This is a genomic window from Paraburkholderia hospita (assembly GCF_002902965.1).
In the GTDB taxonomy this organism is placed as follows: Bacteria; Pseudomonadota; Gammaproteobacteria; order Burkholderiales; family Burkholderiaceae; genus Paraburkholderia; species Paraburkholderia hospita.
Window position 1 is genome coordinate 1,517,967 of record NZ_CP026105.1, and the last position, 23,648, is coordinate 1,541,614.

The 23,648-nt window shown below is 62.4% G+C and carries 21 protein-coding genes; 17 read left to right on the plus strand and 4 right to left on the minus strand.

What is annotated here, in order from left to right:
- Positions 1-8: 8 nt before the first annotated feature.
- From ldcA to C2L64_RS06835, 9 genes are all read left to right on the plus strand, one after another.
- Positions 9-935 carry a muramoyltetrapeptide carboxypeptidase gene (gene ldcA / locus C2L64_RS06795; protein ID WP_090836014.1) on the plus strand — a complete coding sequence of 309 codons (927 nt, stop codon included), beginning with the start codon at positions 9-11 and terminating at the stop codon, positions 933-935.
- Between the two features lie 329 nt (positions 936-1,264).
- Entirely contained in the window at positions 1,265-1,981 is a 717-nt protein-coding gene (locus C2L64_RS06800) for a GntR family transcriptional regulator (protein ID WP_079485107.1), read from the plus strand.
- 386 nt (positions 1,982-2,367) lie between these two features.
- Positions 2,368-3,864, plus strand: a complete 1,497-nt coding sequence (locus C2L64_RS06805) for an NCS1 family nucleobase:cation symporter-1 (protein WP_039901437.1) — start codon at positions 2,368-2,370, stop codon at positions 3,862-3,864.
- Positions 3,865-4,002: 138 nt separating this feature from the next.
- Positions 4,003-4,860, plus strand: coding sequence for an aspartate/glutamate racemase family protein (locus tag C2L64_RS06810; protein ID WP_079499757.1), 858 nt, complete (start codon positions 4,003-4,005; stop codon positions 4,858-4,860).
- Between the two features lie 154 nt (positions 4,861-5,014).
- On the plus strand, positions 5,015-5,968 hold the full coding sequence (gene puuE / locus C2L64_RS06815) for an allantoinase PuuE (RefSeq protein WP_007749393.1): 954 nt from the start codon (positions 5,015-5,017) through the stop codon (positions 5,966-5,968).
- Positions 5,965-6,486, plus strand: coding sequence for a 2-oxo-4-hydroxy-4-carboxy-5-ureidoimidazoline decarboxylase (gene uraD, locus C2L64_RS06820; RefSeq protein WP_090836015.1), 522 nt, complete (start codon positions 5,965-5,967; stop codon positions 6,484-6,486). Before puuE ends, uraD begins: the two co-directional genes overlap by 4 nt.
- Before the next feature lie 77 nt (positions 6,487-6,563).
- Positions 6,564-7,577, plus strand: a complete 1,014-nt coding sequence (alc, locus tag C2L64_RS06825) for an allantoicase (protein ID WP_090836016.1) — start codon at positions 6,564-6,566, stop codon at positions 7,575-7,577.
- Positions 7,574-8,086 carry an ureidoglycolate lyase gene (locus tag C2L64_RS06830; protein ID WP_090836017.1) on the plus strand — a complete coding sequence of 171 codons (513 nt, stop codon included), beginning with the start codon at positions 7,574-7,576 and terminating at the stop codon, positions 8,084-8,086. Before alc ends, C2L64_RS06830 begins: the two co-directional genes overlap by 4 nt.
- A 191-nt stretch (positions 8,087-8,277) precedes the next feature.
- Positions 8,278-8,646, plus strand: coding sequence for a VOC family protein (locus C2L64_RS06835; RefSeq protein ID WP_090836018.1), 369 nt, complete (start codon positions 8,278-8,280; stop codon positions 8,644-8,646).
- 119 nt (positions 8,647-8,765) lie between these two features.
- On the opposite strand, the gene C2L64_RS06840 is transcribed toward C2L64_RS06835, so the two are convergent.
- Together C2L64_RS06840 and uraH are read right to left on the minus strand one after the other, a co-directional pair.
- The gene (locus C2L64_RS06840; RefSeq protein ID WP_090836019.1) at positions 8,766-9,959 is read right to left on the minus strand and encodes a urate hydroxylase PuuD; all 1,194 of its coding nucleotides are present in this window, start codon (positions 9,957-9,959) and stop codon (positions 8,766-8,768) included.
- 228 nt (positions 9,960-10,187) lie between these two features.
- On the minus strand, positions 10,188-10,541 hold the full coding sequence (gene uraH / locus C2L64_RS06845) for a hydroxyisourate hydrolase (RefSeq protein WP_007588274.1): 354 nt from the start codon (positions 10,539-10,541) through the stop codon (positions 10,188-10,190).
- A 622-nt stretch (positions 10,542-11,163) separates the two neighbouring features.
- Between uraH and C2L64_RS06855 the strand changes: the two genes are divergently transcribed.
- Positions 11,164-12,573, plus strand: coding sequence for an 8-oxoguanine deaminase (locus C2L64_RS06855; RefSeq protein ID WP_090836021.1), 1,410 nt, complete (start codon positions 11,164-11,166; stop codon positions 12,571-12,573).
- Positions 12,574-12,652: 79 nt separating this feature from the next.
- Here C2L64_RS06855 and C2L64_RS06860 read toward each other — a convergent pair whose 3' ends face one another.
- Positions 12,653-13,582, minus strand: coding sequence for a LysR substrate-binding domain-containing protein (locus C2L64_RS06860; RefSeq protein WP_007588280.1), 930 nt, complete (start codon positions 13,580-13,582; stop codon positions 12,653-12,655).
- Between the two features lie 314 nt (positions 13,583-13,896).
- Between C2L64_RS06860 and C2L64_RS06865 the strand changes: the two genes are divergently transcribed.
- The 4 genes from C2L64_RS06865 to C2L64_RS06880 all read left to right on the plus strand — a co-directional run bounded on the left by C2L64_RS06865 (position 13,897) and on the right by C2L64_RS06880 (position 18,803).
- On the plus strand, positions 13,897-15,510 hold the full coding sequence (locus tag C2L64_RS06865; RefSeq protein WP_007749349.1) for an ABC transporter ATP-binding protein: 1,614 nt from the start codon (positions 13,897-13,899) through the stop codon (positions 15,508-15,510).
- Positions 15,511-15,575: 65 nt separating this feature from the next.
- A complete protein-coding gene (locus tag C2L64_RS06870; RefSeq protein ID WP_007588283.1) occupies positions 15,576-16,676 on the plus strand; it encodes an ABC transporter permease in 1,101 nt (366 codons plus the stop codon).
- 25 nt (positions 16,677-16,701) lie between these two features.
- Complete coding sequence (locus C2L64_RS06875; RefSeq protein ID WP_007588284.1) at positions 16,702-17,631, plus strand: ABC transporter permease; 930 nt, start codon at positions 16,702-16,704, stop codon at positions 17,629-17,631.
- A gap of 77 nt (positions 17,632-17,708) precedes the next feature.
- On the plus strand, positions 17,709-18,803 hold the full coding sequence (locus tag C2L64_RS06880; RefSeq protein WP_090836022.1) for a BMP family ABC transporter substrate-binding protein: 1,095 nt from the start codon (positions 17,709-17,711) through the stop codon (positions 18,801-18,803).
- Between the two features lie 211 nt (positions 18,804-19,014).
- On the opposite strand, the gene C2L64_RS06885 is transcribed toward C2L64_RS06880, so the two are convergent.
- On the minus strand, positions 19,015-19,224 hold the full coding sequence (locus C2L64_RS06885; RefSeq protein WP_007588286.1) for a dodecin: 210 nt from the start codon (positions 19,222-19,224) through the stop codon (positions 19,015-19,017).
- Positions 19,225-19,379: 155 nt separating this feature from the next.
- Here C2L64_RS06885 and C2L64_RS06890 point away from each other — a divergent pair, with 155 nt between their 5' ends.
- From C2L64_RS06890 to C2L64_RS06900, 3 genes are all read left to right on the plus strand, one after another.
- Positions 19,380-20,306 (plus strand): NAD(P)-dependent oxidoreductase, encoded by a 927-nt coding sequence (locus tag C2L64_RS06890; protein ID WP_035537711.1) that lies wholly within the window; start codon positions 19,380-19,382, stop codon positions 20,304-20,306.
- Between the two features lie 97 nt (positions 20,307-20,403).
- Complete coding sequence (locus C2L64_RS06895; protein ID WP_007588288.1) at positions 20,404-21,996, plus strand: ABC-F family ATPase; 1,593 nt, start codon at positions 20,404-20,406, stop codon at positions 21,994-21,996.
- A 170-nt stretch (positions 21,997-22,166) separates the two neighbouring features.
- Positions 22,167-23,603: an aldehyde dehydrogenase family protein gene (locus C2L64_RS06900; protein WP_007732199.1), complete on the plus strand. Its 1,437-nt coding sequence runs from the start codon at positions 22,167-22,169 to the stop codon at positions 23,601-23,603.
- The last annotated feature ends 45 nt before the right edge of the window (positions 23,604-23,648 follow it).

Here is a 23,648-nt window from a genome sequence, read left to right on the forward strand (position 1 = left end):
CACTTCATATGGCCAAGCACCGCACCATCGAACTGATCGCGCCTTCCGGCTATCCACACGATCCGAACGCGATTCATCTCGCGCTGAAGCGTTTGCGTGCGCAAGGACATCACGTGGAGAACGTCAACGCGACGCAGCGGCGCTATCAGCGGTTCGCCGGCACGGATGGCGAGCGCGCGGCTGAACTCAATCGCCTCGCGGATCCATCGCGCGAACTGCCGGATATCGTGCTCGCCGTGCGCGGCGGGTACGGCGCAGTGCGCATCCTGCATGGGCTCGACTATCGCGGCCTGCAGCGCCGCCTGGGCGACCAACCGATCGCCTTCTGCGGACACAGCGATTTCACGGCGCTGCAGCTTGCGCTGCTGTCGCAGGCGAACGTGAAGACCTTCGGCGGCCCGATGCTCGCCGTCGACTTCGGCGCCGAAAGCGTCAGCGATTTCACGATGAAACACTTCTGGAAGGCGCTGACTTCGGAGACGTTCACGATTTCCAGTACGGCTCCCCAACCGCAAACCGTCGACGTAACGGGCACGCTGTGGGGCGGCAATCTGGCGGTGATCGCATCGCTGGTCGGCTCGCCGTACATGCCGCCTGTGGAAGGCGGCATCCTGTTTGTCGAGGACGTGAACGAGCAGCCATTCCGGATCGAGCGGCTGATTTATCAGTTGCATCTGGCGGGCATTCTCGAGCGGCAACAGGCGCTCGTGCTGGGGGATTTCTCGGGCGGCAAGCCGTTCGACTACGACAACGGATACGATCTGCGCGCGATGGTCGAGCAGGTGAGGTCGGTGGTCGGCATTCCGATCGTGACGGGGCTGCAGTTCGGCCATATTCCCGATATGGTGACGCTGCCCGTCGGCGCCGAAGCGCGTCTCGTTGCGGGCGCGCGCGGGTTCAAGCTGACCGTTTCAGGGCATCCCGTGCTCGAATGACGGTTGGGTCCCTGTTTCACATCCGGCGAAGGCGAGGCAGCTCGCCTTTGTTTTTGAGCGTCTAATGCAACTAACTGTCTGGCGCGTTTGATGCCTCCCAGTGCCGTCGCGTCGGCGCACGGCCGGATTTTGTTGACAAAATAGTCTGCAAGGAAGGCGGCGATCGAACCGTGCGTATGCGCTGAAATCGAGCACTGATAACGCTTTCGGAGCGTTTGGGTTAGTTTTGAGCACTTCAGTCCAAACCAGAATTGTCGTAAATCCGCCCTCAAAATTGTTGACAATATTTATGTCCGTCCTAAGATGGACCACATAACAGCACGCCCATCATGTCCGACACACACAACGTCACCGCGAGCAGCACGAAACCCGAAGCGATCGCCGAGCGCATTCGCGCCGCGATCCTCGAGCATCGGCTCGCGCCTGGCGCGAAATTGACGGAAGCCCAGTTGTGCGAAGTATTCGGTGTCAAGCGCGGACCGATCCGTCAAGCGCTCGCTCTGCTGTCCACCGACCACCTCGTCGATCTGGAGCCGAACCGCGGCGCGTTTGTCGCGAGTCCGTCGCTGCAGGAAGTACATGAAGTGTTCGAGATGCGCCGGATCATCGAACTGGCCGTCGTCGACAAGATTTGCGCGAGCCAGGGCTCGCGGCGGTTGAAGAACATCGGCGGGATGATCGCGCGGGAGCGCAAGGCGTTCGAATCGCGCGACTTTCCGGCGTGGATCAGGCTGTCGGGCGAGTTCCATACGGAGCTTGCGTCACTGACGGGCAACACGGTGCTGTGCGATTGCCTGAACGGACTGGTCGCGCGCTCGACGCTGATCTCGGCGCTGTACGAATCGCTGGGCCGCAGCCCGTGTTCGTTCGAAGACCACGAAGCGATTCTCGCCGCACTCGACAGCGGCGACGCGAAGACAGCAGGCGCACTGATGTCGCGCCACTTGCAGAGCGTCGAGTTGAAGATGCTGGATCGGCCGGCTAGCGGTGGGACCGATCTGCACGAAGTGTTCGGCATGCGCGCGCCCAGGGCCGCAGCCGGCTGAAGATTGTCGAAGTGCAAGCCTGACGCACGCCCGCGCTCGCTGGCGGTGCGCGCTGCACTGAAGTGAACGGAGCTTGACCAGAAAGTCGACCCAAAGGTCGATCGCTATCACATCCGATACACGCCGCACCCGGCGTGTATCGAGACCGAAAGACCGGACGGCGAGGGACGCCCATCAGGCGGACCACGCTCACACGGCGAAGCCTTGCAGGCGTTCGCGGAAAGCCTGCAAGGTCATCAAAACAAGTACGTAAGTACGGAGACATCCGCGGCAACCTGTAAGCGATGCGCATACGCGCCAGCCACATAGTGGGCCGGCCGCGCGCCTGGCATACACGATGCAATGCTCGTCGATTCCCGTCGGCGTTCCCATCTTAGGAGGAATCCATGGCTCAGTTCAGTGCAGCACCGGATAGTTCGGCAATCCCCGATTACGAGAGCAGCGGACAAGGCGCTCACGCGATGCCCGCAGGCTACAGCGAACGCCTGTACAACGAAGACCTCGCGCCGTTGAAGCATCAGACGTGGGGCGCGTATAACATCTTCGCGTTCTGGATGTCGGACGTGCACAGCGTCGGCGGTTACGTGTTCGCGGGGAGTCTCTTCGCGCTCGGGCTGACGAGCTGGCAGGTGCTGATCGCGCTGCTCGTTGGCATTACATTCGTCAACGTGCTGTGCAACATGATCGCGAAGCCGAGCCAGCAGAACGGCGTGCCGTATCCCGTCGCGTGCCGTGCGACCTTCGGCGTGCTGGGCGCCAACGTGCCCGCCGTGATCCGCGGCCTGATTGCGGTTGCATGGTATGGCATCCAGACGTATCTCGCGTCGAGCGCGCTGGTGATCGTCGTGCTCAAGTTCTTCCCACAACTGCTGCCCTATGCGGATGTGCATCATCACGGCTTCATGGGTCTGTCGACGATCGGCTGGGCCGGCTTCATGTTGCTGTGGGTTTTGCAGGCACTCGTGTTCTGGAACGGCATGGAGACGATCAAGAAGTTCATCGACTTCGCCGGTCCCGCCGTGTACGTGGTGATGTTCATTCTCGCCGGCTACATGATCTGGCGTGCGGGCTGGAAGAACATCGGCATCAATCTGGGCGGCGTGAAGTATCACGGCATGGAAGTGATCCCGGTGATGATCACGGCGATCTCGCTGGTGGTGTCGTACTTCTCCGGCCCGATGCTGAACTTCGGCGACTTCTCGCGCTACGGCAAGAGCTTCCGCAGCGTCAAGCGCGGCAACTTCTGGGGCCTGCCCGTCAACTTCCTCGCGTTCTCGCTGGTGACGGTCGTCACGACGGCTGCGACGCTGCCCGTGTTCGGCGAACTCATCACCGATCCCGTCGAAACGGTGGGCCGTATCGACTACCCGACAGCCGTGATTCTCGGTGCACTGACGTTCACGATTGCGACCATTGGCATCAACATCGTCGCGAACTTCGTGTCGCCTGCATTTGACTTCTCGAACGTGGCACCGAAACTGATCAGCTGGCGTGCAGGTGGCATGCTCGCTGCAGTGGCATCCATTTTCATCACGCCGTGGAACCTGTTCAACAATCCGGCCGTGATCCACTACACGCTCGACGTGCTCGGCAGCTTCATTGGACCTTTGTACGGCATCCTGATCATCGATTTCTTCCTCGTGAAGCGTCAGAAGGTCGTGCTCGACGATCTGTACACGGTGTCGGAAAAGGGTTTGTACTGGTATCACAACGGCGTGAACTATCGTGCCGTCGGTGCGCTGCTGCCGGCTGCAGTGATCGCGGTGATCTGCGTGATGGTACCGTCGCTGGACGGTCTTGCGAACTTCTCGTGGTTCATCGGCGCCGGACTCGGTGCAGTGTTCTACAGCGTGCTGGCTCGCAATCTGCCGCGCGGTGCATAAAAGTTCATCAAAGGATGCAAGCAATATCTTGCATGGGACCGGAGTAGACGCTAAAGCGCCAACTCCGGTCGACGCAATAACTTGCATGGGACCGGAGTAAGCGCTAAAGCGCCAACTCCGGTCGACATAGGAGTCGACATGCGTATCAAACTGATCAACCCGAACACGACGCAACGGATGACGGAGGCCATGGGCCGTTGTGCGCGCGACGTCGTGGCGCCGGGAACGGAGCTGGTGGCGGTGAGCCCGACGATGGGCCCGCCGTCGATCGAAGGCTATTACGACGAGGCGCTCGCCACGCCGGGCCTGCTCGCGGAAATCGAAGCGGGCGAGCGCGAAGGCTTCGATGGTTATGTGATTGCATGTTTCGGCGATCCTGGCCTTTACGCGGCGCGCGAACTGGCGCGCGGCCCGGTGATCGGCATCGCGGAGGCGGCGATGCATGCGGCGAGCGTGCTGGCGCCGGGCTTCTCGGTGGTGACGACGCTCTCGCGGACCTGCGGCATGGCCTGGCATCTGGCCGAGCGCTATGGCATGAAGCGGTTCTGCCGCAACGTGCGCGCAACGGATGTCGCCGTGCTCGAACTCGATCAGCCCGGCTCCTCCGCGCGGCGCATCATTCTCGACGAATGCCGGCGCGCACTCGACGAGGACGGCTCGGACGCGATCGTGCTCGGCTGCGCGGGAATGGCAGAGCTGTGCCGGGAGATCGAGGATGCGCTGGGCGCGCCCGTCGTCGAAGGCGTGACGGCGGCTGTGAAATGGGTTGAAGCGCTCGTTTCGCTGCGGCTGGCCACGGCCAAGCGGGGCGACTACGCGCGCCCGCTTGCCAAGCGCTATGACGGCGAGTTCGCGCGCTTCAGCCCGACGGGCGAGCAGCCAGCCGCAGCGCCTGCCGCCCAGCAAGGCGCCGGGGAAGCGCTGCTGCGGGTGAACTCGAGTGCGCTACGCGCCGACCCCGCCGCTAATATTGCACCGCACATACACTCAGTCTGACATGCACTATCTGCCCGGGTGTATGGGCGCACCCGGGTGTTTTCGCTACACTGGTTCAACCCTGCCGGCCCTGCCGTAGCGTGTTTTCCCGCTTTTACGACGTCGCCGGTGCGTACCCGTCAACGCTCACGTCAACCGCTGCGCCATTCACATCATGTCATTCGACCCGAACTATCCGCGCGACCTGATCGGCTACGGCCGCCACCCCGTGCAGGCAAACTGGCCAGGACGCGCGCGCGTCGCGGTCCAGTTCGTTCTCAACTACGAAGAGGGCGGCGAGAACTGCGTGCTGCATGGCGATCCCGGCTCGGAACAGTTCCTGTCGGAAATCGTCGGCGCGGCGTCGTATCCGGCGCGTCACATGAGCATGGAGTCGATCTACGAATATGGCTCGCGCGCGGGCGTGTGGCGCATCCTGCGCGAGTTCGAGAAGCGCGGTCTGCCACTGACAGTGTTCGGCGTCGGCATGGCGATCGAGCGGCATCCGGAGCTCGCGCGCGCTTTCGTCGAACTGGGCCATGAGATCGCCTGTCACGGCTATCGCTGGATTCACTATCAGGACATGTCGCCCGAGCGCGAAGCCGAGCATATGCGCCTGGGCATGGAAGCGATCGAGCGCGTGACGGGCCAGCGGCCGCTCGGTTGGTACACGGGCCGCGACAGTCCTAATACGCATCGGCTGGTCGCCGAATACGGCGGCTTTCTGTACGACTCGGATAACTACGGCGACGACCTGCCGTTCTGGATGGACGTCGAAGTGACGGGCGGCGCGAAAGTACCGCAACTGATCCTGCCGTACACGCTCGACACCAACGACATGCGCTTCGCCACGCCGCAAGGCTTCAACACGGCGGACCATTTCTTCACGTATCTGCGCGACGCATTCGACGTGCTGTACGAAGAGGGCGACGAAGCGCCCAAGATGCTGTCGATCGGCATGCACTGCCGCCTGCTCGGCCGCCCTGGGCGGATGCGCGCGCTGCAGCGTTTTCTCGATCACATCGAAAAGCACGAGCGCGTCTGGGTGACACGGCGTGTCGATATCGCGCGTCACTGGCGTGAGCATCATCCTTATCAACAACAGGACAACCGCGGGGCTGCGGCATGAAGGCGATGCAATACACACTGGACCAACTCAACAGCATCTCGACCGACGCGTTCGTCGCGGCGCTGTCGGGCATCTTCGAGCATTCGCCGTGGGTCGCCGAAGTGGCTGCCGCGCAGCGTCCGTACGCGAACATCGACGCGTTGCACAAGACGATGTCGAGCGCCGTCGAAACCGCGGGCGAAGCGAAGCAGTTCGCGCTGATCAACGCTCACCCGGAACTTGCGGGCAAGGCGGCCGTGCGCGGCGAACTGACGGCCGAATCAACGCGCGAGCAAAGCGGCGCTGGCCTCGGTCAATGCACGCAGGAAGAGTTCGACAAGTTGCTGCGCCTGAACGCGGCGTATCGCGAGAAGTTCGGCTTTCCGTTCATTCTCGCCGTGCGCGGCTATGACCGGTACGGCATCATCGCGAACTTCGAAGCGCGCGTGAACAACAGCCGCGCCGACGAACTGCGCGCGAGCCTCGACCAGATCTATCGCATCGCGCGTTTTCGTCTCGACGATCTGATCAGCGCCTGATCGTCGCCTGATAGCCGTAACACCGGCACGCATTCACGCACTCACAAAGCAACAACCCGACAGCAAGGAAGACAACGATGGCACTCCCGATTCTCGATCCCAACGCCCCCGAATTCACGCGCCGTTTCGTGAACCTCGCGGACCCGCGTCTTGGCGCACAGGCGCTCGAAGCCAGCGACGATTTCTTCGCGCCGAAAGACCGCATGCTGAATCCGGAGCCGGCCGTGTTCATTCCGGGCAAGTACGACGAGCACGGCAAGTGGATGGACGGCTGGGAAACGCGCCGCAAGCGCACGACGGGCTATGACTGGTGCGTAGTGAAGCTCGCGCGTCCGGGCGTCATCAAGGGCCTCGATCTCGATACCAGCCACTTCACGGGCAACTTCCCGCCGGCGGCATCGGTGGAAGCGGCGCGCGTGGTGGACGGCGCGCCGAACCAGTCGACGCAATGGACGGAGATCGTGCCGTCGACGACGCTGCAAGGCAACAGCCACCACTACCTCGAAGTGGGCGACACGAACGCATATACGCACCTGCGCGTGAACATCTATCCGGACGGCGGCATCGCGCGTCTGCGCGTGTACGGCCAGCCGCAGGTCGATTGGGCGGGTGCGAGCCGCACCGATCTGTTCGACCTCGCCGCGATGGAAAACGGCGCGTATCTGGTCGGCGCGAACAACCAGCACTTCGGCGCCGCATCGACGCTGCTGATGCCGGGCCGCGGCGTCAACATGGGCGACGGCTGGGAAACGCGCCGCCGCCGCGAGCCGGGCAACGACTGGGCAATCGTCGGGCTCGCGCAACCGGGCGTCATCAAGAAGATCGAAGTCGATACCGCGCACTTCAAGGGCAACTATCCGGACCGCTGCTCGATCCAGGCCGCGTATGTGACGGGCGGCACCGACAGCTCGCTGATCACGCAGGCGATGTTCTGGCCCGTGCTGCTCGGCGAGCAGAAGCTGCAGATGGACAAACAGCACTTCTTCGAAAACGAGATCGCGGCGCTCGGGCCCGTCACGCATATCCGCTTCAACATCATTCCGGATGGTGGCGTGTCGCGCCTGCGTCTGTGGGGCACGCTCGCATCATGAAGACACTCGCTATCGAACCGCTGACACGCGAAGCATTCGCGCCGTTCGGGGACGTGATCGAACTGGAAGGCGCGAAGCAGATCCCGATCAATCTCGGCACGACGATCCGCTACCACGATCTCGCGAATGTCGACATCACCGACGAAGGCGGCCGCACGCTCGTCAATCTGTTCCGTGGACAACCGCGCGCACTGCCGTTCGAAATCACGATGATGGAGCGGCATCCGCTGGGTTCGCAAGCGTTCATTCCGTTGAACGACAAGCCGTATCTGGTTGTCGTTGCGCCTGCTGGCGAGCTGGATGAATCGAAGATTCGCGCGTTCGTGACGAGCGGATGGCAAGGCGTGAACTACGCGAAAGGCGTGTGGCACCATCCGCTGCTCGCATTGGGCGAGGTGAGCGATTTCATCGTCGTGGATCGTGGTGGCGACGGGCACAATCTCAACGAGCAAAATTTGCGCGAGTCGCAGTGGTTGACGGAAGAGGCGATGAATGCGGTTGTCGTCTGATACTTGCGCGCTGTGTTTATGTTTGAATTGCGCGGTTTGGTAGTGTGATTGGTTGTGGTTGAAAAAGCCCATTGCGATGGAAGTCGCAATGGGCTTTTGCTTTGGTGCGCGTGTTGTGCGTGGCATATGAAATCGCGGACAATCGCTGGCGGCCTTGATGATAGACAGCACAACCTATTCGCGAGAAAAACATGCAAGCGTCACTGAACCGGATTTTGCTGTATGTGAGGGACGTCGAACGCGCGTGTGCGTTTTATCAGCGCTATTTCGGCTTCACGGCCACGCGCGATAACGACGACCGTATCGTCGAACTGACTTCGCCGCACGGCGGCGTGATCCTGTTGATTCATCCTGCCGCGAAAGGCGTCAAAGCAGGGCAAGCGACCGTCAAGCTGGTATTCGACGTAGAGGACGTGGAAGCGTTTAAGGCTCACTGTGCAACTGACGGACTCGTGTTCGGCGCGACGCATCGCACGGACGGCTACAGCTTTGCGAATGCAAAAGACCCGGACGGCAATTCCGTGTCGATCTCCAGCCGCGGCTTTCGCGTGGACCGATGAGCACGTGTGACGATTTTTGCGCACCGTCACTGGCATAAAAAAATGCGGACTGCCGCTTGCGCGAACAGCCCGCTAACCTCGAAGAACCGGGCTTGCGCCCGTCATCGACACCTCATTCGTTAATTCACCGCACCGCCCTGGAACCACGCGGCGATCTTCTGACGTTCCTCGTCGGTCATGTGCGTGACGTTGCCGAGCGGCATCGCCTTCAGCGTCACGGCCTGCTGATAGATGCGCTGCGCGTTCGTCGAAATCTCTGCAGGCGTATCGAGCAGCACGCCAGCGGGTGCGCTGCCCATCATCGTCGGATGCGCGGAGTGGCAGGCGACGCAGCGCTGCTGCAGCACGGGCACGATATCGGCCGTCTTCACGACAGGCGCGTTCGCCGCTTCCGCCACGGGCACGACGGGCTTCGGCATCGTCCAGAACAGCGCGCCGAACATCAGCACGATGCCGGCGAGCGGCAGATACCACAGCACCTGGCCACGGTGACGCATCACGAAGAACTGACGGATCAGCGCGCCCGCCAGCATGATGACGACCAGCACCGCCCAGTTGTACGGATGCGTGTACGTCATCGCGTAGTGGTTCGACAGCATCGCGAACACGACGGGCAGCGTGAGGTACGTGTTGTGGACTGAGCGCTGCTTGCCGCGCTTGCCGTAGATCGGGTTCGGCGTTTCGCCCTTGAGCATCGCGGCGACCATCTTGCGCTGACCAGGGATGATGACGAAGAACACGTTCGCCGACATGATCGTCGCGAGCATCGCGCCCATGATCAGATACGCCGCACGGCCCGCGAAGATGTGGCACGCGAGGAACGCGGCGATCAGCACATAGATGCCCACGCAGATGCCGAGCACCTTGTCCTTGTTGCCGAGCAGCCGGCACAGCGAGTCATACACGATCCAGCCCGCAGCGAGAAAGCCGAGCGCCGAGAAGATCGCGACGACGGGGCCCATGTCGAGCACGTTCTTGTCGATCAGATACGTGTTCGGCGCGAACAGATACAACACCGTGAAGAGACCGAAGCCGGACAGCCAGGTCGTGTACGACGGCCACTTCGACCAGTGCAGGTCGTCGGGCATTTCGGGCGGTGCGACGGTGTACTTCTGCATGTTGTAGAAGCCGCCGCCGTGCACGTGCCACAGTTCGCCGAACACGCCGCGTCGGCGCTGATTCGGGTCCACAGGCGGCTTCAGGCTGTTGTCGAGCGCAACGAAGTAGAACGACTCGCCGATCCATGCAATCGCGGCGATAACGTGAAACCAGCGAATCGCGAGATTCAGCCAGTCGGTGATAAAGCCTTCCATGAAACTCCTCCACTCCTGATTCGTTGTTCGCGCAGCATCTTGGGTGTTGCGCGGCATGCGGGGTTGTTGCGCCGGTGCATGTCCGCTATTGGATCAGTGCATGCAACGGCAATCGGATGAAATCGGGTGCCGATCGATCACGGCTTTCTGGCTTGCGCTTCGCGAATGTCTCCATGTCATCTGCGAAATGCACGCACGCGCACGATCGTGCACGCGACGCCGATCGCTTCAGCTGCCGCGATACGTGCTGTACGCCCACGGCGACACCAGCAGCGGCACGTGATAGTGCGCACCTGCATCGGCGATGCCAAAACGCAGCACGACGCGATCGACGAAGCGCGGTTCAGGCACTTTGGTGCCGATCGACGCAAAATAGTCGCCTGCATGGAACACCAGTTCATATTCGCCGACGGCGAGTGCATCGCCTTCGAGCAGCGGCTCGTTGCAGCGGCCGTCGTGATTGGTGGTGGTGGTTTTGAGCGCGCGGCGCGTGTCGCCGGAGAGCGCAAAGAGTTCGACCTTGATATCGGCGCCGGGACGGCCGTTTGCCGTGTCGAGCACGTGGGTAGTGAGCTTGCCCATTCGCGATTGTCCTTGTGTGGATGCGAGGTATCAGCGGCGGCCCGATCCATTACACGTTGCGGCGGATCGAGGCTCCACGTCAGTGGCTACATACCCGTCGGCGGTTTGAAGCGAGCGCCGTGACATCCATTGTAGAAACATTGTTCACCTTCGCGCGCCAGCGATAGGAAAGATAATCGCTACCGCATGACGCCCCGCAGGCGGGTATCGGACAGGCAGTCCGATGCAGGCTCGACGGGAGGTGCTGCACGGTTCCGATCGTACCGGCGCCAAAAATGACGACTATATGCGCGGTGTGAACTTCGGTATCGCAGCGGCGCGAGTTGCCAGCGCAATTTTGTCGCCCGAAGGTTACGTCCATGCGCGGCGGTGCCGCGCATCCCGAAGACGGCGGAACACGCTGGGTAACCGGGCCAACTGCGTTCGAACGGACGCGACGGCACGGTGGCGTGCCGCCGACATCGCGTTCGAACGACTTTTGCACTTGCCCGGACAACCGCAGGCTGCGGCGACGGCAGAACGATGCAGCTTTGAGCGGCTACATGCGGCCAGAGCAGCGCAACGGCGCAGCATCGTGCGGCGGCCTCATCTGCGGCAACACAGGGCAGCACTGGAGAAACGAATGACGATGCAAACCAGTTCAACCGGCGTGACGCGAACGACCGGCCAGCGCGGCAAGACGATGCTGGTCAGGCATGCGGACGTGCTGGTCACGATGGACGGCGAGCGGCGCGAGTTGCGCGACGGCGGCCTGTATATCGAAGACAACCGGATCGTCGCGGTGGGTCCGACGAGTGAACTGCCCGACACAGCCGACGAAATCCTCGACATGACGGGCCATCTGGTGATTCCCGGGCTCGTCAACACGCACCACCACATGTATCAGAGCCTGACGCGCGCGATTCCTGCCGCGCAGGACGCCGAACTGTTCGGCTGGCTGACCAGCCTGTACAAGGTGTGGGCGAATCTCACGCCGGAAATGATCGAGGTGTCGACGCTGACGGCGATGGCCGAACTGCTGCTGTCGGGCTGCACGACGTCGAGCGATCACCTGTACATCTATCCGAACGGCAGCCGGCTCGACGACAGCATCGCCGCCGCGCGCCGCATCGGCATGCGTTTTCATGCGAGCCGCGGCAGCATGAGCGTCGGACAGAAGGACGGTGGCCTGCCGCCGGACTCCGTCGTCGAGAAAGAAGCAGACATTCTGAAAGACACCCAGCGTCTGATCGAGACGTACCACGACGAAGGACGTTACGCCATGCTGCGCGTCGTTGTCGCGCCGTGTTCGCCGTTCTCGGTAAGCCGCGATCTGATGCGCGAATCGGCTGCCATGGCGCGGCATTACGGCGTGTCGCTGCATACGCACCTCGCCGAGAACGTGAACGATATTGCTTACAGCCGCGAGAAGTTCGGCATGACGCCGGCCGAATATGCAGAGGACCTCGGCTGGGTCGGCCGCGATGTATGGCATGCGCACTGCGTGCAGCTAGACGATGCAGGTATCGAACTGTTTGCGCGTACGGGAACGGGCGTCGCGCATTGTCCGTGTTCGAACATGCGGCTCGCATCGGGCATCGCGCCCGTGAAGAAGATGCGGCTCGCGGGCGTGCCCGTCGGCCTGGGTGTCGACGGATCGGCTTCCAACGACGGCGCGCAGATGGTCGCCGAAGTGCGTCAGGCGCTGCTGTTGCAGCGGGTCGGCTTTGGACCGGATGCGATGACCGCGCGCGAGGCACTCGAGATTGCGACGCTTGGCGGCGCGAAAGTGCTGAATCGCGACGATATCGGCGCGTTGGCGCCCGGCATGGCGGCGGATTTCGTGTCGTTCGATCTGCGGCAGCCGCTCTTTGCGGGCGCGCTACATGATCCCGTCGCGGCGCTGGTGTTCTGCGCGCCGTCGCAGGTATCGACGAGCGTGATTGGCGGAAAGGTCGTGGTGAAGGACGGCGTGCTGACGACGGTGGATCTCGGTCCGGTGATCGAGCGGCACAACAGTCTCGCGCGGACGCTGTATGAAAGTGCAGCATAAGCGCGCGGCATGAAAGCAAGGCGGCGGTTCGAAACCGCCGCCTGAAAGATAGTGCTTTGCTTGTCGCGTGAAAGGTGAACTACTTCGCGATCAGCGTCTTGGTCGCTTCGGCGACGAGGCTGCGCAACCAGCGCACTTCATCGGAGTAATGCACGCGCTCATGCCACAACTGGTAATACTGCATCGGCGGGAAATCCAGCGGTGCGGGCACGACGGTCAGCGGCAGGAACTTCGCGTAGTAGTCGGCGAACAGGCGCGTGGTCGTGAAGATCAGATCGGATTTGATCAGCACGTACGGCGCAAGGTTGAAGTACGGCAGCGTGACGACGACATGGCGTTTCAGGCGCTCGCGCGCGAGATGCACGTCGATCGCACCGCGCTGGCCGACGGAATAGGGCGTCGGCGCAAGATGCGGCGCGTTCAGGTATTGATCGAGCGTTAGGTTGCCGCGCTTTGCGAACGGATGCGTGTTGCTCATCAGACACACGATCTGGTCGACGAACAGATTGGACAGGTGCAGTTGCTCGGGCGGTTCCGGCCAGTTGCCGACGACGATATCGAGCTTGCCGTCCTCGAGCGCCAGTTCATAGTCGAACGCGGGGCCAAGCGAATGGAACTCGAGCGTCGCGTTCGGCGCGGCCTTGCGGAAGCGCTCGACGACGGTCGGCACGAACAGCACGTTCAGGTAGTCCGGGCAGCCGATCCGGTAGCAGCGGATCGACGTCGCCGGATCGAAGTTGTGCTGCTGAAATTTAATGCGTTCGATTTCGCGCAGTGCATTTTGCACGGGTTCGAGCAGGCGCAGTCCGTACTCGGTCGGCACCATGCCGGATTTTCCGCGCACGAGCAGCGGGTCGCCCGTGATGTCGCGCAGCCGCCGCAGCGCGGCACTGATAGCCGGTTGGGACTGGTTCAGTTTGACGGCGGCGCGCGTGACGCTGCGCTCCATCAGAAGGGTGTGCAAGACGCGCAGTAGGTAAGTGTCGATCGCCTCGCGTTGCTGACTCATGACTTCTCCGAAATATATGTTTTGGCTGATCGAACGGGCTTGGGGGTATATGCGTTTTAATATAGAGATAAAGAGCCGTCAAGGGTGGGATACCCGCAAACCGCGCAGCGGCGCGGCTCTGCGGGAATTTTGGCGGCTCGACTGAGAGGGGCGATTTCGGTATTGTCGATCGGCTGCGGTAGCACGACGCGCGCGTCCGGGGCCGGAATTTCGAACGGGAGCCGCTTGGGATTCAAGCGGGATTCGAGCAGGACTCAAGCGGGGAGCGCGCGCGACGCCGCGTGCCGCGGGCCACACGCGTAATACGGAACAACATGAGCGACACACCTACAGGCGGCCCGACGGGCAGCAGCACACACGCAAACGGCGCAAACCGTAGCGACGGCGCCACACCACGTCTCGCACTCACAGGCATCAGCAAGCAATATCCTGCAGTTCGCGCGAACGACGACGTCACGCTGATCGTCGCGCCCGGCGAAATTCATGCAGTGCTCGGCGAAAACGGTGCGGGCAAGAGCACGCTGATGAAGATCATCTACGGTGCAGTGCGCCCGGATGCAGGCGAAATCCGCTGGGAAGGCCAGCTCGTCGACATCGCGAACCCGGCGGCAGCGCGCAAGCTCGGCATCGGCATGGTGTTCCAGCACTTCTCGCTGTTCGAGACGCTGACGGTCGGCGAGAACATCGCGCTTGCGCTCGACGAGCCATTCGACCTGAAGGTACTGGGCAAGCGCATTCGAGAAGTGTCGGCGGAGTATGGGCTCGACATCGATCCGCAGCGCCACGTGCACAGCCTGACGGTGGGCGAGCGGCAGCGCGTCGAAATCGTTCGCTGCCTGTTGCAGAATCCGCGTCTGCTCATCATGGACGAGCCGACCTCGGTGCTCACGCCGCAAGCCGTGCGCAAGCTGTTCGCGACGTTGCGCCGGCTCGCGTCGGAAGGCTGCAGCATTCTCTACATCAGCCACAAGCTCGACGAAATCCAGGAACTCTGCGACACGGCTACCGTGATGCGCGGCGGCAAGGTGACAGGCCGCGTGACGCCGCGCGACGAGACGCATGCATCGCTCGCGCAACTGATGGTCGGTCACTCGCTGCCCGACTACGAACGCCGCGCGCACACACCGGGCGACGTGTTGCTCGACGTGAAAAATCTTTCATCTGCCAGCGATGATCCGTTCGGCACGTCGCTCGCCGACGTGTCGTTCAGCGTGCATTCAGGTGAAATATTCGGCATCGCGGGCGTATCGGGCAACGGGCAGGCGGAACTGCTGGCGGCGCTCTCGGGCGAGCACAAGGGCAATCGCGCCGATGCCGTGACGATCTGCGGCAAACCTGCCGGCAAGCTCGGCGCAGCGGCGCGCCGCAAACTGGGCTTTGCATTCGTACCCGAAGAGCGGCTGGGACGCGGCGCGGTGCCCGCCATGTCGCTCGCGGAAAACGCGCTGCTGACGGCGCATCGGCAACAGATGGTGCGTTCGGGCTGGATCAACGCAGGCGCGATGCGCGCGTTCGCGAAGCGCTGCATCGAATCGTTCGACGTGCGTTGCGGCGGCGACGGCGCGCTCGCGCAGAGTCTGTCGGGCGGCAACCTGCAGAAATTCATCGTCGGCCGCGAAATTCTGCAGGCGCCGAAGGTGCTCGTCGTCGCGCAGCCGACCTGGGGTGTCGACGTCGGCGCGGCCGCGTTCATCCGCCAGCAGTTGCTGGATCTGTCGGCGCGCGGCGTCGCGATTCTGGTGATCTCCGAAGAACTCGAGGAACTGTTCGACATCTGCGACCGCATCGCCGTGATTGCGCGCGGACGCATGTCGCCGACACGCAAGACGGGCGACACGAACGCGGAAGAGATCGGCCGCTGGATGGCCGGGCTGTTCGGCGACCGCGAGGGCGCACCGCCGTCGGCGGGGCATCCGGCGCATGCATGAAATGTCATGCATGAACTGAAGTGCTCCCGAATGCAACTGCAGAGACAACATCCACCACACGCACAATGATTCTTCCGTATCGACTCGAAGCCCGCACGTCGCCGTCGCGAACGATGCAGCTTGCCGTGCCGCTGATCGCCGCGCTCCTCACGCTCGTGATCGGCTTTCTGATCTTCAGCCTCGTCGGGCGCGATCCGGCGCAGGCGATGGCCGCGTTTTTCATCGAGCCGCTGTCGAGCGTCAACGGCTGGGCCGAACTGCTGCTCAAGGCGTCGCCGCTCTGCCTGATCGGGTTGGGCCTTGCCATCGGCTACCGCGCGAACGTCTGGAACATCGGCGCGGAAGGGCAGATGCTGCTCGGCGGCATTGCGGCGAGTGGCGTCGCGATCTACTTCGATCAGGCGACCGGCTGGTGGATCCTGCCGACCATGATGATCGCGGGCGTGCTGGGCGGCATGGCGTGGGCCGCGATTCCCGCGCTGCTCAAGAGCCGCTTCAACACCAACGAGATTCTCACGAGCCTGATGCTCACCTACGTCGCCACGCAGTTGCTGATCTATCTCGTGAGCGGACCGTGGCGCGATCCGCAGGGCATGAACTTCCCGCTCTCCGAAATGTTCTCAGGCGACGCACTGTATCCGACGCTCTACGGCGACTGGCACTGGAAGTTTCTGAAGGGTACGCGGCTGAACGCGTCGATCTTCGTGACGATTATCGCGATCCCGCTCGTGTGGCTGTTCATGCGCAAGAGCTTTGCGGGTTTCCGCATGAACGTCGGCGGTCTTGCGCCACTGGCCGCGCGCTACGCGGGCTTTTCGGACAAGAAGACGATCTGGACGTCGCTGCTGATCAGCGGCGGCCTCGCGGGACTCGCCGGCATGGGCGAGATCTCCGGACCCATCGGCCAGTTGCAGGCGACGTGGTCGCCGGGCTATGGCTTCACCGCGATCATCGTTGTGTTCGTCGGACGGCTGCACCCGGTCGGCATCGTGCTCGCGAGTCTGTTGATGGCCTTGCTGTATCTCGGCGGCGAGGCGGTGCAGACGTCGATGCAACTGCCGCAGGCGTTGTCGGGCGTGTTCCAGGGGCTGCTGCTGTTCTGTTTGCTGGGCGCGGACCTGTTCGTCAACTATCGCGTGCGCCGTCGTGGCATCGCGGCATCGTAAAACCGCCGGATTCAGATCAAATCTCATGGATATTCAACAAGCTAGCGCGCTCACGTCGAGTGCCGTCGTCGCCGCGATACCGCTGATGTTCGCGGGCGTCGGCGAACTCGTCACCGAGAAGTCGGGCGTGCTCAACCTCGGCGTCGAAGGGATGATGCTGATGGGCGCCGTGACGGGCTACGCGGTCACAGCGATCACGGGCAACCCTTGGCTGGGCGTGCTCGCCGCGATCATCGCGGGCATCGCGATGTCGCTGCTGTTCGCGTTCCTCGTGCTGTCGATGCTCGCGAACCAGGTCGCCACGGGGCTTTCGCTGACGATCTTCGGCATCGGCCTGTCGGCCTATGTCGGCAAGCCATACACGTCGGCGGCCGTGCGCGAGTCGATCGGCACGTGGGTGATTCCCGGCCTCTCGAAGATTCCCGTGCTCGGACCTGCACTATTCAGCCTGACACCGCTCGACTATCTTGCGTTCATCATGTTCGGCGTCGTCGGCTGGTTCCTGTACCGCACGCGCGCCGGGCTCGTGCTGCGCTCGGTCGGCGAGTCGCCGCAGGTCGCGCACTCGGTCGGTTTTCCCGTGATCGGCGTGCGTTATGGTGCGACGCTGTTCGGCGGCGCGATGGCGGGACTCGCGGGCGGCTACTACTCGATCGTCAACCTGCACTTGTGGCAGGAGCAGTTGACTTCAGGTCGTGGCTGGATTGCGCTGGCGCTCGTGGTGTTCGCGACGTGGCGTCCGGGGCGTCTGTTGATCGGTGCACTATTGTTCGGTGCAGTGACGGGTCTGCAGTTTTATGCACAGGCGATCGGCGTTCCCGTGCCGACGCAGTTCCTCGCGATGCTGCCGTACGTCGCGACGGTCGTCGTGCTCGTGCTGATTTCGCGCAATCCGAACACGATTCGCCTGAATGCGCCCGCGTCGCTCGGCAAGCCGTTCTTCGCGGCGGGCTGAGCGCGGCGTCCAGCGATCAATGATAGTGCATGCCAGTTCATCAAGTAAAAACGTCTGATTCAACGACAGGAGAAAACATGAAGAAAAGAACCATGCTGAGCGCACTGGCGCTGGCCGCCGCGACGCTGGCGACGGGCGGCGCGCTGACGCAGACTGCGCAGGCCGCCGATGTGCCCGGCGTCGCGTTCGTGTATCTCGGCAACCCCGGCGATGCAGGCTGGACCTACGCGCACGACCAGGGCTCGAAGGAAGCGGAAGCGAAGTTCGGCAACAAGATCAAGATCACGCGTGTCGAGAATGTGCCCGAGTCCGCCGACTCGGAGCGCGTGTTCCGCGATCTGGCGAACAAGGGCAACAAGATCATCTTCGGTTCGAGTTTCGGCTTCCAGGACTTCGAACTGAAGGTCGCGAAGGATTTCCCGGACACCGTCTTCTTGCACGCGACGGGCTACAAGAAGGCAGCAAACTTCGGCACGTACGACGTTCGCATGTATCAGGGTGCCTATCTGGCAGGCGTCGCCGCCGGCTACGTGACGAAGACGAACACACTCGGCTTCGTCGCTTCGGTGCCGATTCCTGAAGTGGTGCGCAACATCAATGCCTACACGCTCGGCGCGCGCTCGGTGAATCCGAAGGTGCACACGAAGGTCATCTGGATCAACAGCTGGTTCGATCCGGGCAAGGAAAAGCAGGCAGCCGAAACGCTGATCGGCCAGGGCGCGGACGTGCTGCTGCAGAACACCGATTCCAGCGCGACGCTGGCTACTGCGTCTGAAAAGCATGTACATGCATTCGGCTGGGACTCGGACATGAAAAAGTTCGGTCCTGATGCGCACCTGGGTTCAGTGGTTGCGCACTGGGGCGTCTACTACACGGCTGCCATCCAGCAGGTGCTGGACGGCAAGTGGAAGAACGATCCCGTGTGGTGGGGCATTCCGCAGAAGGCTGTCAATCTCGAAGACATGAACACGTCGGCTATTCCGGCCAACGCGATGAAGGATGTCGACGCGAAGCGCACGCAACTGGCAAGCGGCAAGTGGGATGTGTTCACAGGCCCGATCAAGGACCAGACGGGTGCGGTGAAGGTGCCGGCTGGCAAGACGCTTGCCGATCCTGAACTGCAGCGTTTGAACTGGTATGTCCAAGGCGTGGACGGTTCGCTGCCGAAGTGATGCACTGCATTGAAATGCGTGCGGCACGCGGGGTTCACGCGGGATTTGATTTCCGCGGTTAACGCGTAGTGCACGCGTTTGCGCGTCATGCGCAAACGCCAAAAGCTGCATTCGGTTTCGTGCCGGATGCAGCTTTTTTCATGGTTGCGCGGATCGCGCAGACGGCGGGCCGCATGCGTTATGCAACTCGCTGCACGCGATGCCGCCCGCTTCAATCGTCGATGCGCAATCCGACCTTCAGCGTTACCTGCCAGTGCGAGACCTTATTGTCTTCGATGTGACCGCGCGTTTCGATGACCTGGAACCAGTGCAGATTGCGCAGTGTTTTGCTGGCTTTTTCGATCGCGCAGCGGATCGCGTCATCGCTGGACTTCGTTGACGAACCTGTTAGCTCGATCTGCTTGTACACGTGGTCGCTCATGATTTACCTCCTGATGGTCCAAAAAGTATAGGCAATGGCTGTTGCGTGACGAACTCGAATGCATGCCGCACATGGCGTGCCCGGCATGCTGCAACGCGATGCGGCCGGTATGATGGACAGTTCGCATGCCGTCGCCTGCCGGCGGGTGCAATCCGATGCGTGCAGTGCATCAAATGGAGGAGAGAGAAGTGGAGATCGGTTTTTGCGGACCGGGCTTGATGGGTGCGCCCATGATTCGGCATCTGCTTGGTGCAGGTCATGCAGTGCAGGTGTGGAATCGCACGCGGGCGAAGGCGGAGGTACTGGTGCCGGACGGCGCGACGGTCGCGTCGACACCCGCTGGACTCGTCGGCCGGGCTGAAGCAATTTTCCTGTGCGTGCTGGACGCGGCGGCTGTCGAAGAAGTCGTGTTCGGCGCGAACGGCATCGTGCCAGGCGTGCTCGAGGCGAACGGCGACAGCCCCGTGCGCTGGATCGTCGATCACGGCAGCATCCCGCCGTCGGCGACGCGCGCGTTCGCCGCACGGGCGGCGGAAGCGAACCTCGGCTGGATCGACGCGCCCGTCTCGGGCGGCGTGTCGGGCGCGATTGCCGGAACGCTCGCCGTGATGGCGGGCGGCGAGGCAGCCGATGTTGCCGCCGTCACGCCCGTGATCGGGGCCTATGCGGCTCGCGTCACGCACATGGGCACGGCGGGCGCGGGACAAACCACCAAGCTGTGCAATCAGGCGATCGTGACGTCGACGGTGGCGGCCATCGCCGAGGCTGTCAGCCTCGCGCAGCGCAGCGGTATCGACGCCGCACGGCTGACGCAGGCGCTCGCGGGCGGCTGGGCCGACTCGGTGCTGCTGCAGACCTTCGTGCCGCGCATGACGCAGTCGGGTCAGCCGCCGATCGGCGCCTTGAGCACGTTCCAGAAGGATGTGGACACGATTGCCGCCGCGGCTTGCGAAACGGGCACTCCAATGCCGGTTTCGGGCACGGTGCAGCAACTGTTGCGTCTCGGTGCAGCCATGGGACTGGCGGATGCAGATTTGTCCGGTTTCATCGACGTGTTGCAGACGACACGTAAAAAAGGGTAGCAGGGCGCTGGCAGTGGTCCGGAGCGCGGCGCGCATGAGGCGATAACCTGCTAAAATACTGGGTTTTTCGCCGATCTATCATTCAAAGGGACGCGCCGTGCTGTCTACTGCCAACATCACCATGCAATTCGGGCCGAAGCCCCTGTTCGAGAACATCTCGGTCAAATTCGGCGGAGGCAACCGCTACGGCCTGATCGGCGCGAACGGTTGCGGCAAGTCCACGTTCATGAAGATCCTGGGCAGCGATCTCGAGCAGAGTGCAGGCAATGTGATGCTCGAGCCGAACGTTCGTCTCGGTAAGCTGCGTCAGGATCAGTTCGCGTACGAAGACGTGCGCGTGCTCGACGTCGTGATGATGGGCCACACGGAAATGTGGGGGGCGATGACCGAGCGCGACGCGATCTACGCGAATCCGGAAGCCACCGACGACGACTACATGCACGCGGCCGAACTGGAAGCGAAGTTCGCCGAGTACGACGGCTACACGGCCGAAGCGCGCGCGGGCGAACTGCTGCTCGGCATCGGTATCTCGATAGACCTGCACAATGGTCCGATGAGCAACGTCGCGCCGGGCTGGAAACTGCGCGTGCTGCTCGCGCAGGCGCTGTTCTCGAAGCCGGACGTATTGCTGCTCGACGAACCGACCAACAACCTGGACATCAACTCGATCCGCTGGCTCGAAGACGTGCTGAACGAGTACGACTCGACGATGATCATCATCTCGCACGATCGACACTTCCTGAACCAGGTCTGCACGCACATGGCGGACATGGACTACGGCACGCTGAAAGTCTATCCCGGCAACTACGACGACTACATGCTCGCGAGCACACAGGCGCGCGAGCGTCAGCAGGCCGCGAACGCGAAGGCGAAGGAACGTGTCGCCGACCTGCAGGATTTCGTGCGCCGCTTTTCGGCCAACAAGTCGAAGGCACGCCAGGCAACCAGCCGTCTGAAGATGATCGACAAGATCAAGATCGAGGAATTCAAGCCGTCGTCGCGTCAGAACCCGTTCATCCGCTTCGAGTACGAGAAGAAGCTGCACAATATTGCAGTGGTCGCGGACAGCATCACGAAGAAGTACGACCGCACGATCTTCAGCAATTTCAACCTCAGCGTGCAGCCGGGCGAGCGCATCGCGATCATCGGTGAAAACGGCGCGGGCAAGACGACGCTGCTGCGTTCGCTGCTCGGCAATCTGAGCGTCGACCACGGTTCGATCAAGTGGGCGGAGAACGCGAACATCGGCTACATGCCGCAGGACACGTACGAAGAGTTCCCGGGCGACGTCACGCTGATGGACTGGATCGACCAGTACCGCAAGGAAGGCGACGACGAGCAGATGGTGCGCGGCACGCTCGGCCGCCTGCTCTTTAATGCAGACGACATCAGGAAGTCGGTGAAGGTGCTGTCGGGCGGCGAGAAGGGCCGCATGATCTGGGGCAAGCTGATGCTCGGCCGCCATAACGTGCTGCTGATGGACGAGCCGACGAACCACATGGACATGGAGTCGATCGAATCGCTGCAGATCGCGCTGGACAAGTACGACGGTACGCTGATTTTTGTCTCTCACGACCGTGAATTCGTGACCGGGTTGGCGAACCGGATCATCGAGGTGAAGACGGATGGGACGCTGAGCGACTTCGGCGGCAACTACGAAGACTTCCTTTCGAGCCAGGGCGTGCAGTAAGCGTTACCGCCGCGGTTCCGACCAAAACCCGCTTCTTGCGAAGCGGGTTTTTTGTTGCCTGCTGCCGATGCGTTTTGCGCTCTCGCGCCGATTCCCCTTGTCTGCGTCCGATTGCGTCGTTTTCCCACGAGTAAAATGAACAGACTATCCAGGAGACAGGACGCAAAACAATGAAGACCTTCGAGCACTTCTACATCGACGGCAAATGGATCAAGCCGTGCGGCACAGGCATGATCGACGTGATCGACTCGGGCACGGAAGAAGTGATGGGCCGCATTCCCGAGGGCGTCGAAGCCGATGCCGAGGCGGCCATTGCCGCTGCCCGCGCTGCTTTCGACGGTTGGGCCGCGACCTCGCCCAGGGAGCGCGGCGCCTACCTGCAAAAAATTGCAGACAATCTCAAGGCGCGCACCGATGAACTCGCGGGCTACATCTGCGGCGAAGTCGGCATGCCGATCAAGCTCGCACGCGCGATTCAGGTCGGCGGCCCCGTCTACAACTGGAATGCCTATGCGAAGCTCGCGGGTGAATTCCAGTTCGAAGAGCAGGTCGGCAATTCGCTCGTCGTGCGGGAGCCCGTCGGCGTTGTCGCCGCGATTACGCCGTGGAACTATCCGCTGAACCAGGTCACGCTGAAGGTGGCAGCCGCACTTGCGGCTGGCTGCACTATCGTGCTCAAGCCGTCGGAAGTGGCGCCGTTGAATGCCTTCGTGCTCGCGGAAGCGATTCATGAAGCGGGGCTGCCCGCCGGTGTGTTCAATCTGGTCAGCGGCTATGGCCCCGTGGTCGGTGAAGTGCTCGCCAGTCACCCATCCGTCGACATGGTGTCGTTCACTGGTTCGACCCGCGCGGGCAAGCGCGTATCGGAACTGGCGTCCGCGTCGGTGAAGCGTGTCGCACTGGAACTCGGCGGCAAATCGGCGTCGGTCATTCTCGACGACGCGGATTTCGCTGCGGCGATCAAGGGCACGGTGGGCGCATGCTTTCTGAATTCGGGGCAGACGTGCTCGGCGCACACGCGCATGATCGTGCCCGAATCGCGCTATGACGAAGCGCGCGAACTGGCGAAGAAGGCAGCCGAAGCATTTGTCGCAGGCGATCCTCGCGTCGAGACGACGCGTCTGGGTCCGCTGGCTTCCGCTGCGCAGCAGTCTCGCGTGCAGCACTATATTGCGCGTGGCATCGAAGAAGGCGCGGAACTCGTCACGGGCGGCGCCGGCATGCCGGATGGCATCTCGAAGGGCTTTTTCGTGAAACCGACTGTGTTCGGCCGCGTGCATCCGAAGGCGACGATTGCGCAGGAAGAAATTTTCGGTCCGGTGCTGACCATCCTCACCTACAAGGACGAAGAAGAAGCCGTGCGCATCGCTAATGACTCAGTGTACGGACTCGGCGGCGCCGTATGGGCGGGGAGCGACGAGCGCGCGATGGGCGTCGCGCGACGTATCCGCACCGGGCAGGTCGATATCAACGGCGGCGCATGGAACATGGCTGCACCGTTCGGCGGCTACAAGCAGTCGGGACACGGCCGCGAGAACGGCGCATACGGGCTCGAAGAATACCTCGAGTACAAGTCGATGCAATTGAAGGTGAACAAGCCTGCATAGATTTGCATGAGCGCGACGCGGGGGCAATTCATGTCGACGCGACGT

Coding starts and splice junctions, on each gene's coding strand:
- ldcA (WP_090836014.1), top strand. CDS start 9: ATGGCCAAGCACCGCACCATCGAACTGATCGCGCCTTCCGGCTATCCA.
- C2L64_RS06800 (WP_079485107.1), top strand. CDS start 1,265: ATGTCCGACACACACAACGTCACCGCGAGCAGCACGAAACCCGAAGCG.
- C2L64_RS06805 (WP_039901437.1), top strand. CDS start 2,368: ATGGCTCAGTTCAGTGCAGCACCGGATAGTTCGGCAATCCCCGATTAC.
- C2L64_RS06810 (WP_079499757.1), top strand. CDS start 4,003: ATGCGTATCAAACTGATCAACCCGAACACGACGCAACGGATGACGGAG.
- puuE (WP_007749393.1), top strand. CDS start 5,015: ATGTCATTCGACCCGAACTATCCGCGCGACCTGATCGGCTACGGCCGC.
- uraD (WP_090836015.1), top strand. CDS start 5,965: ATGAAGGCGATGCAATACACACTGGACCAACTCAACAGCATCTCGACC.
- alc (WP_090836016.1), top strand. CDS start 6,564: ATGGCACTCCCGATTCTCGATCCCAACGCCCCCGAATTCACGCGCCGT.
- C2L64_RS06830 (WP_090836017.1), top strand. CDS start 7,574: ATGAAGACACTCGCTATCGAACCGCTGACACGCGAAGCATTCGCGCCG.
- C2L64_RS06835 (WP_090836018.1), top strand. CDS start 8,278: ATGCAAGCGTCACTGAACCGGATTTTGCTGTATGTGAGGGACGTCGAA.
- C2L64_RS06840 (WP_090836019.1), bottom strand. CDS start 9,959: ATGGAAGGCTTTATCACCGACTGGCTGAATCTCGCGATTCGCTGGTTT.
- uraH (WP_007588274.1), bottom strand. CDS start 10,541: ATGGGCAAGCTCACTACCCACGTGCTCGACACGGCAAACGGCCGTCCC.
- C2L64_RS06855 (WP_090836021.1), top strand. CDS start 11,164: ATGACGATGCAAACCAGTTCAACCGGCGTGACGCGAACGACCGGCCAG.
- C2L64_RS06860 (WP_007588280.1), bottom strand. CDS start 13,582: ATGAGTCAGCAACGCGAGGCGATCGACACTTACCTACTGCGCGTCTTG.
- C2L64_RS06865 (WP_007749349.1), top strand. CDS start 13,897: ATGAGCGACACACCTACAGGCGGCCCGACGGGCAGCAGCACACACGCA.
- C2L64_RS06870 (WP_007588283.1), top strand. CDS start 15,576: ATGATTCTTCCGTATCGACTCGAAGCCCGCACGTCGCCGTCGCGAACG.
- C2L64_RS06875 (WP_007588284.1), top strand. CDS start 16,702: ATGGATATTCAACAAGCTAGCGCGCTCACGTCGAGTGCCGTCGTCGCC.
- C2L64_RS06880 (WP_090836022.1), top strand. CDS start 17,709: ATGAAGAAAAGAACCATGCTGAGCGCACTGGCGCTGGCCGCCGCGACG.
- C2L64_RS06885 (WP_007588286.1), bottom strand. CDS start 19,224: ATGAGCGACCACGTGTACAAGCAGATCGAGCTAACAGGTTCGTCAACG.
- C2L64_RS06890 (WP_035537711.1), top strand. CDS start 19,380: ATGCGTGCAGTGCATCAAATGGAGGAGAGAGAAGTGGAGATCGGTTTT.
- C2L64_RS06900 (WP_007732199.1), top strand. CDS start 22,167: ATGAAGACCTTCGAGCACTTCTACATCGACGGCAAATGGATCAAGCCG.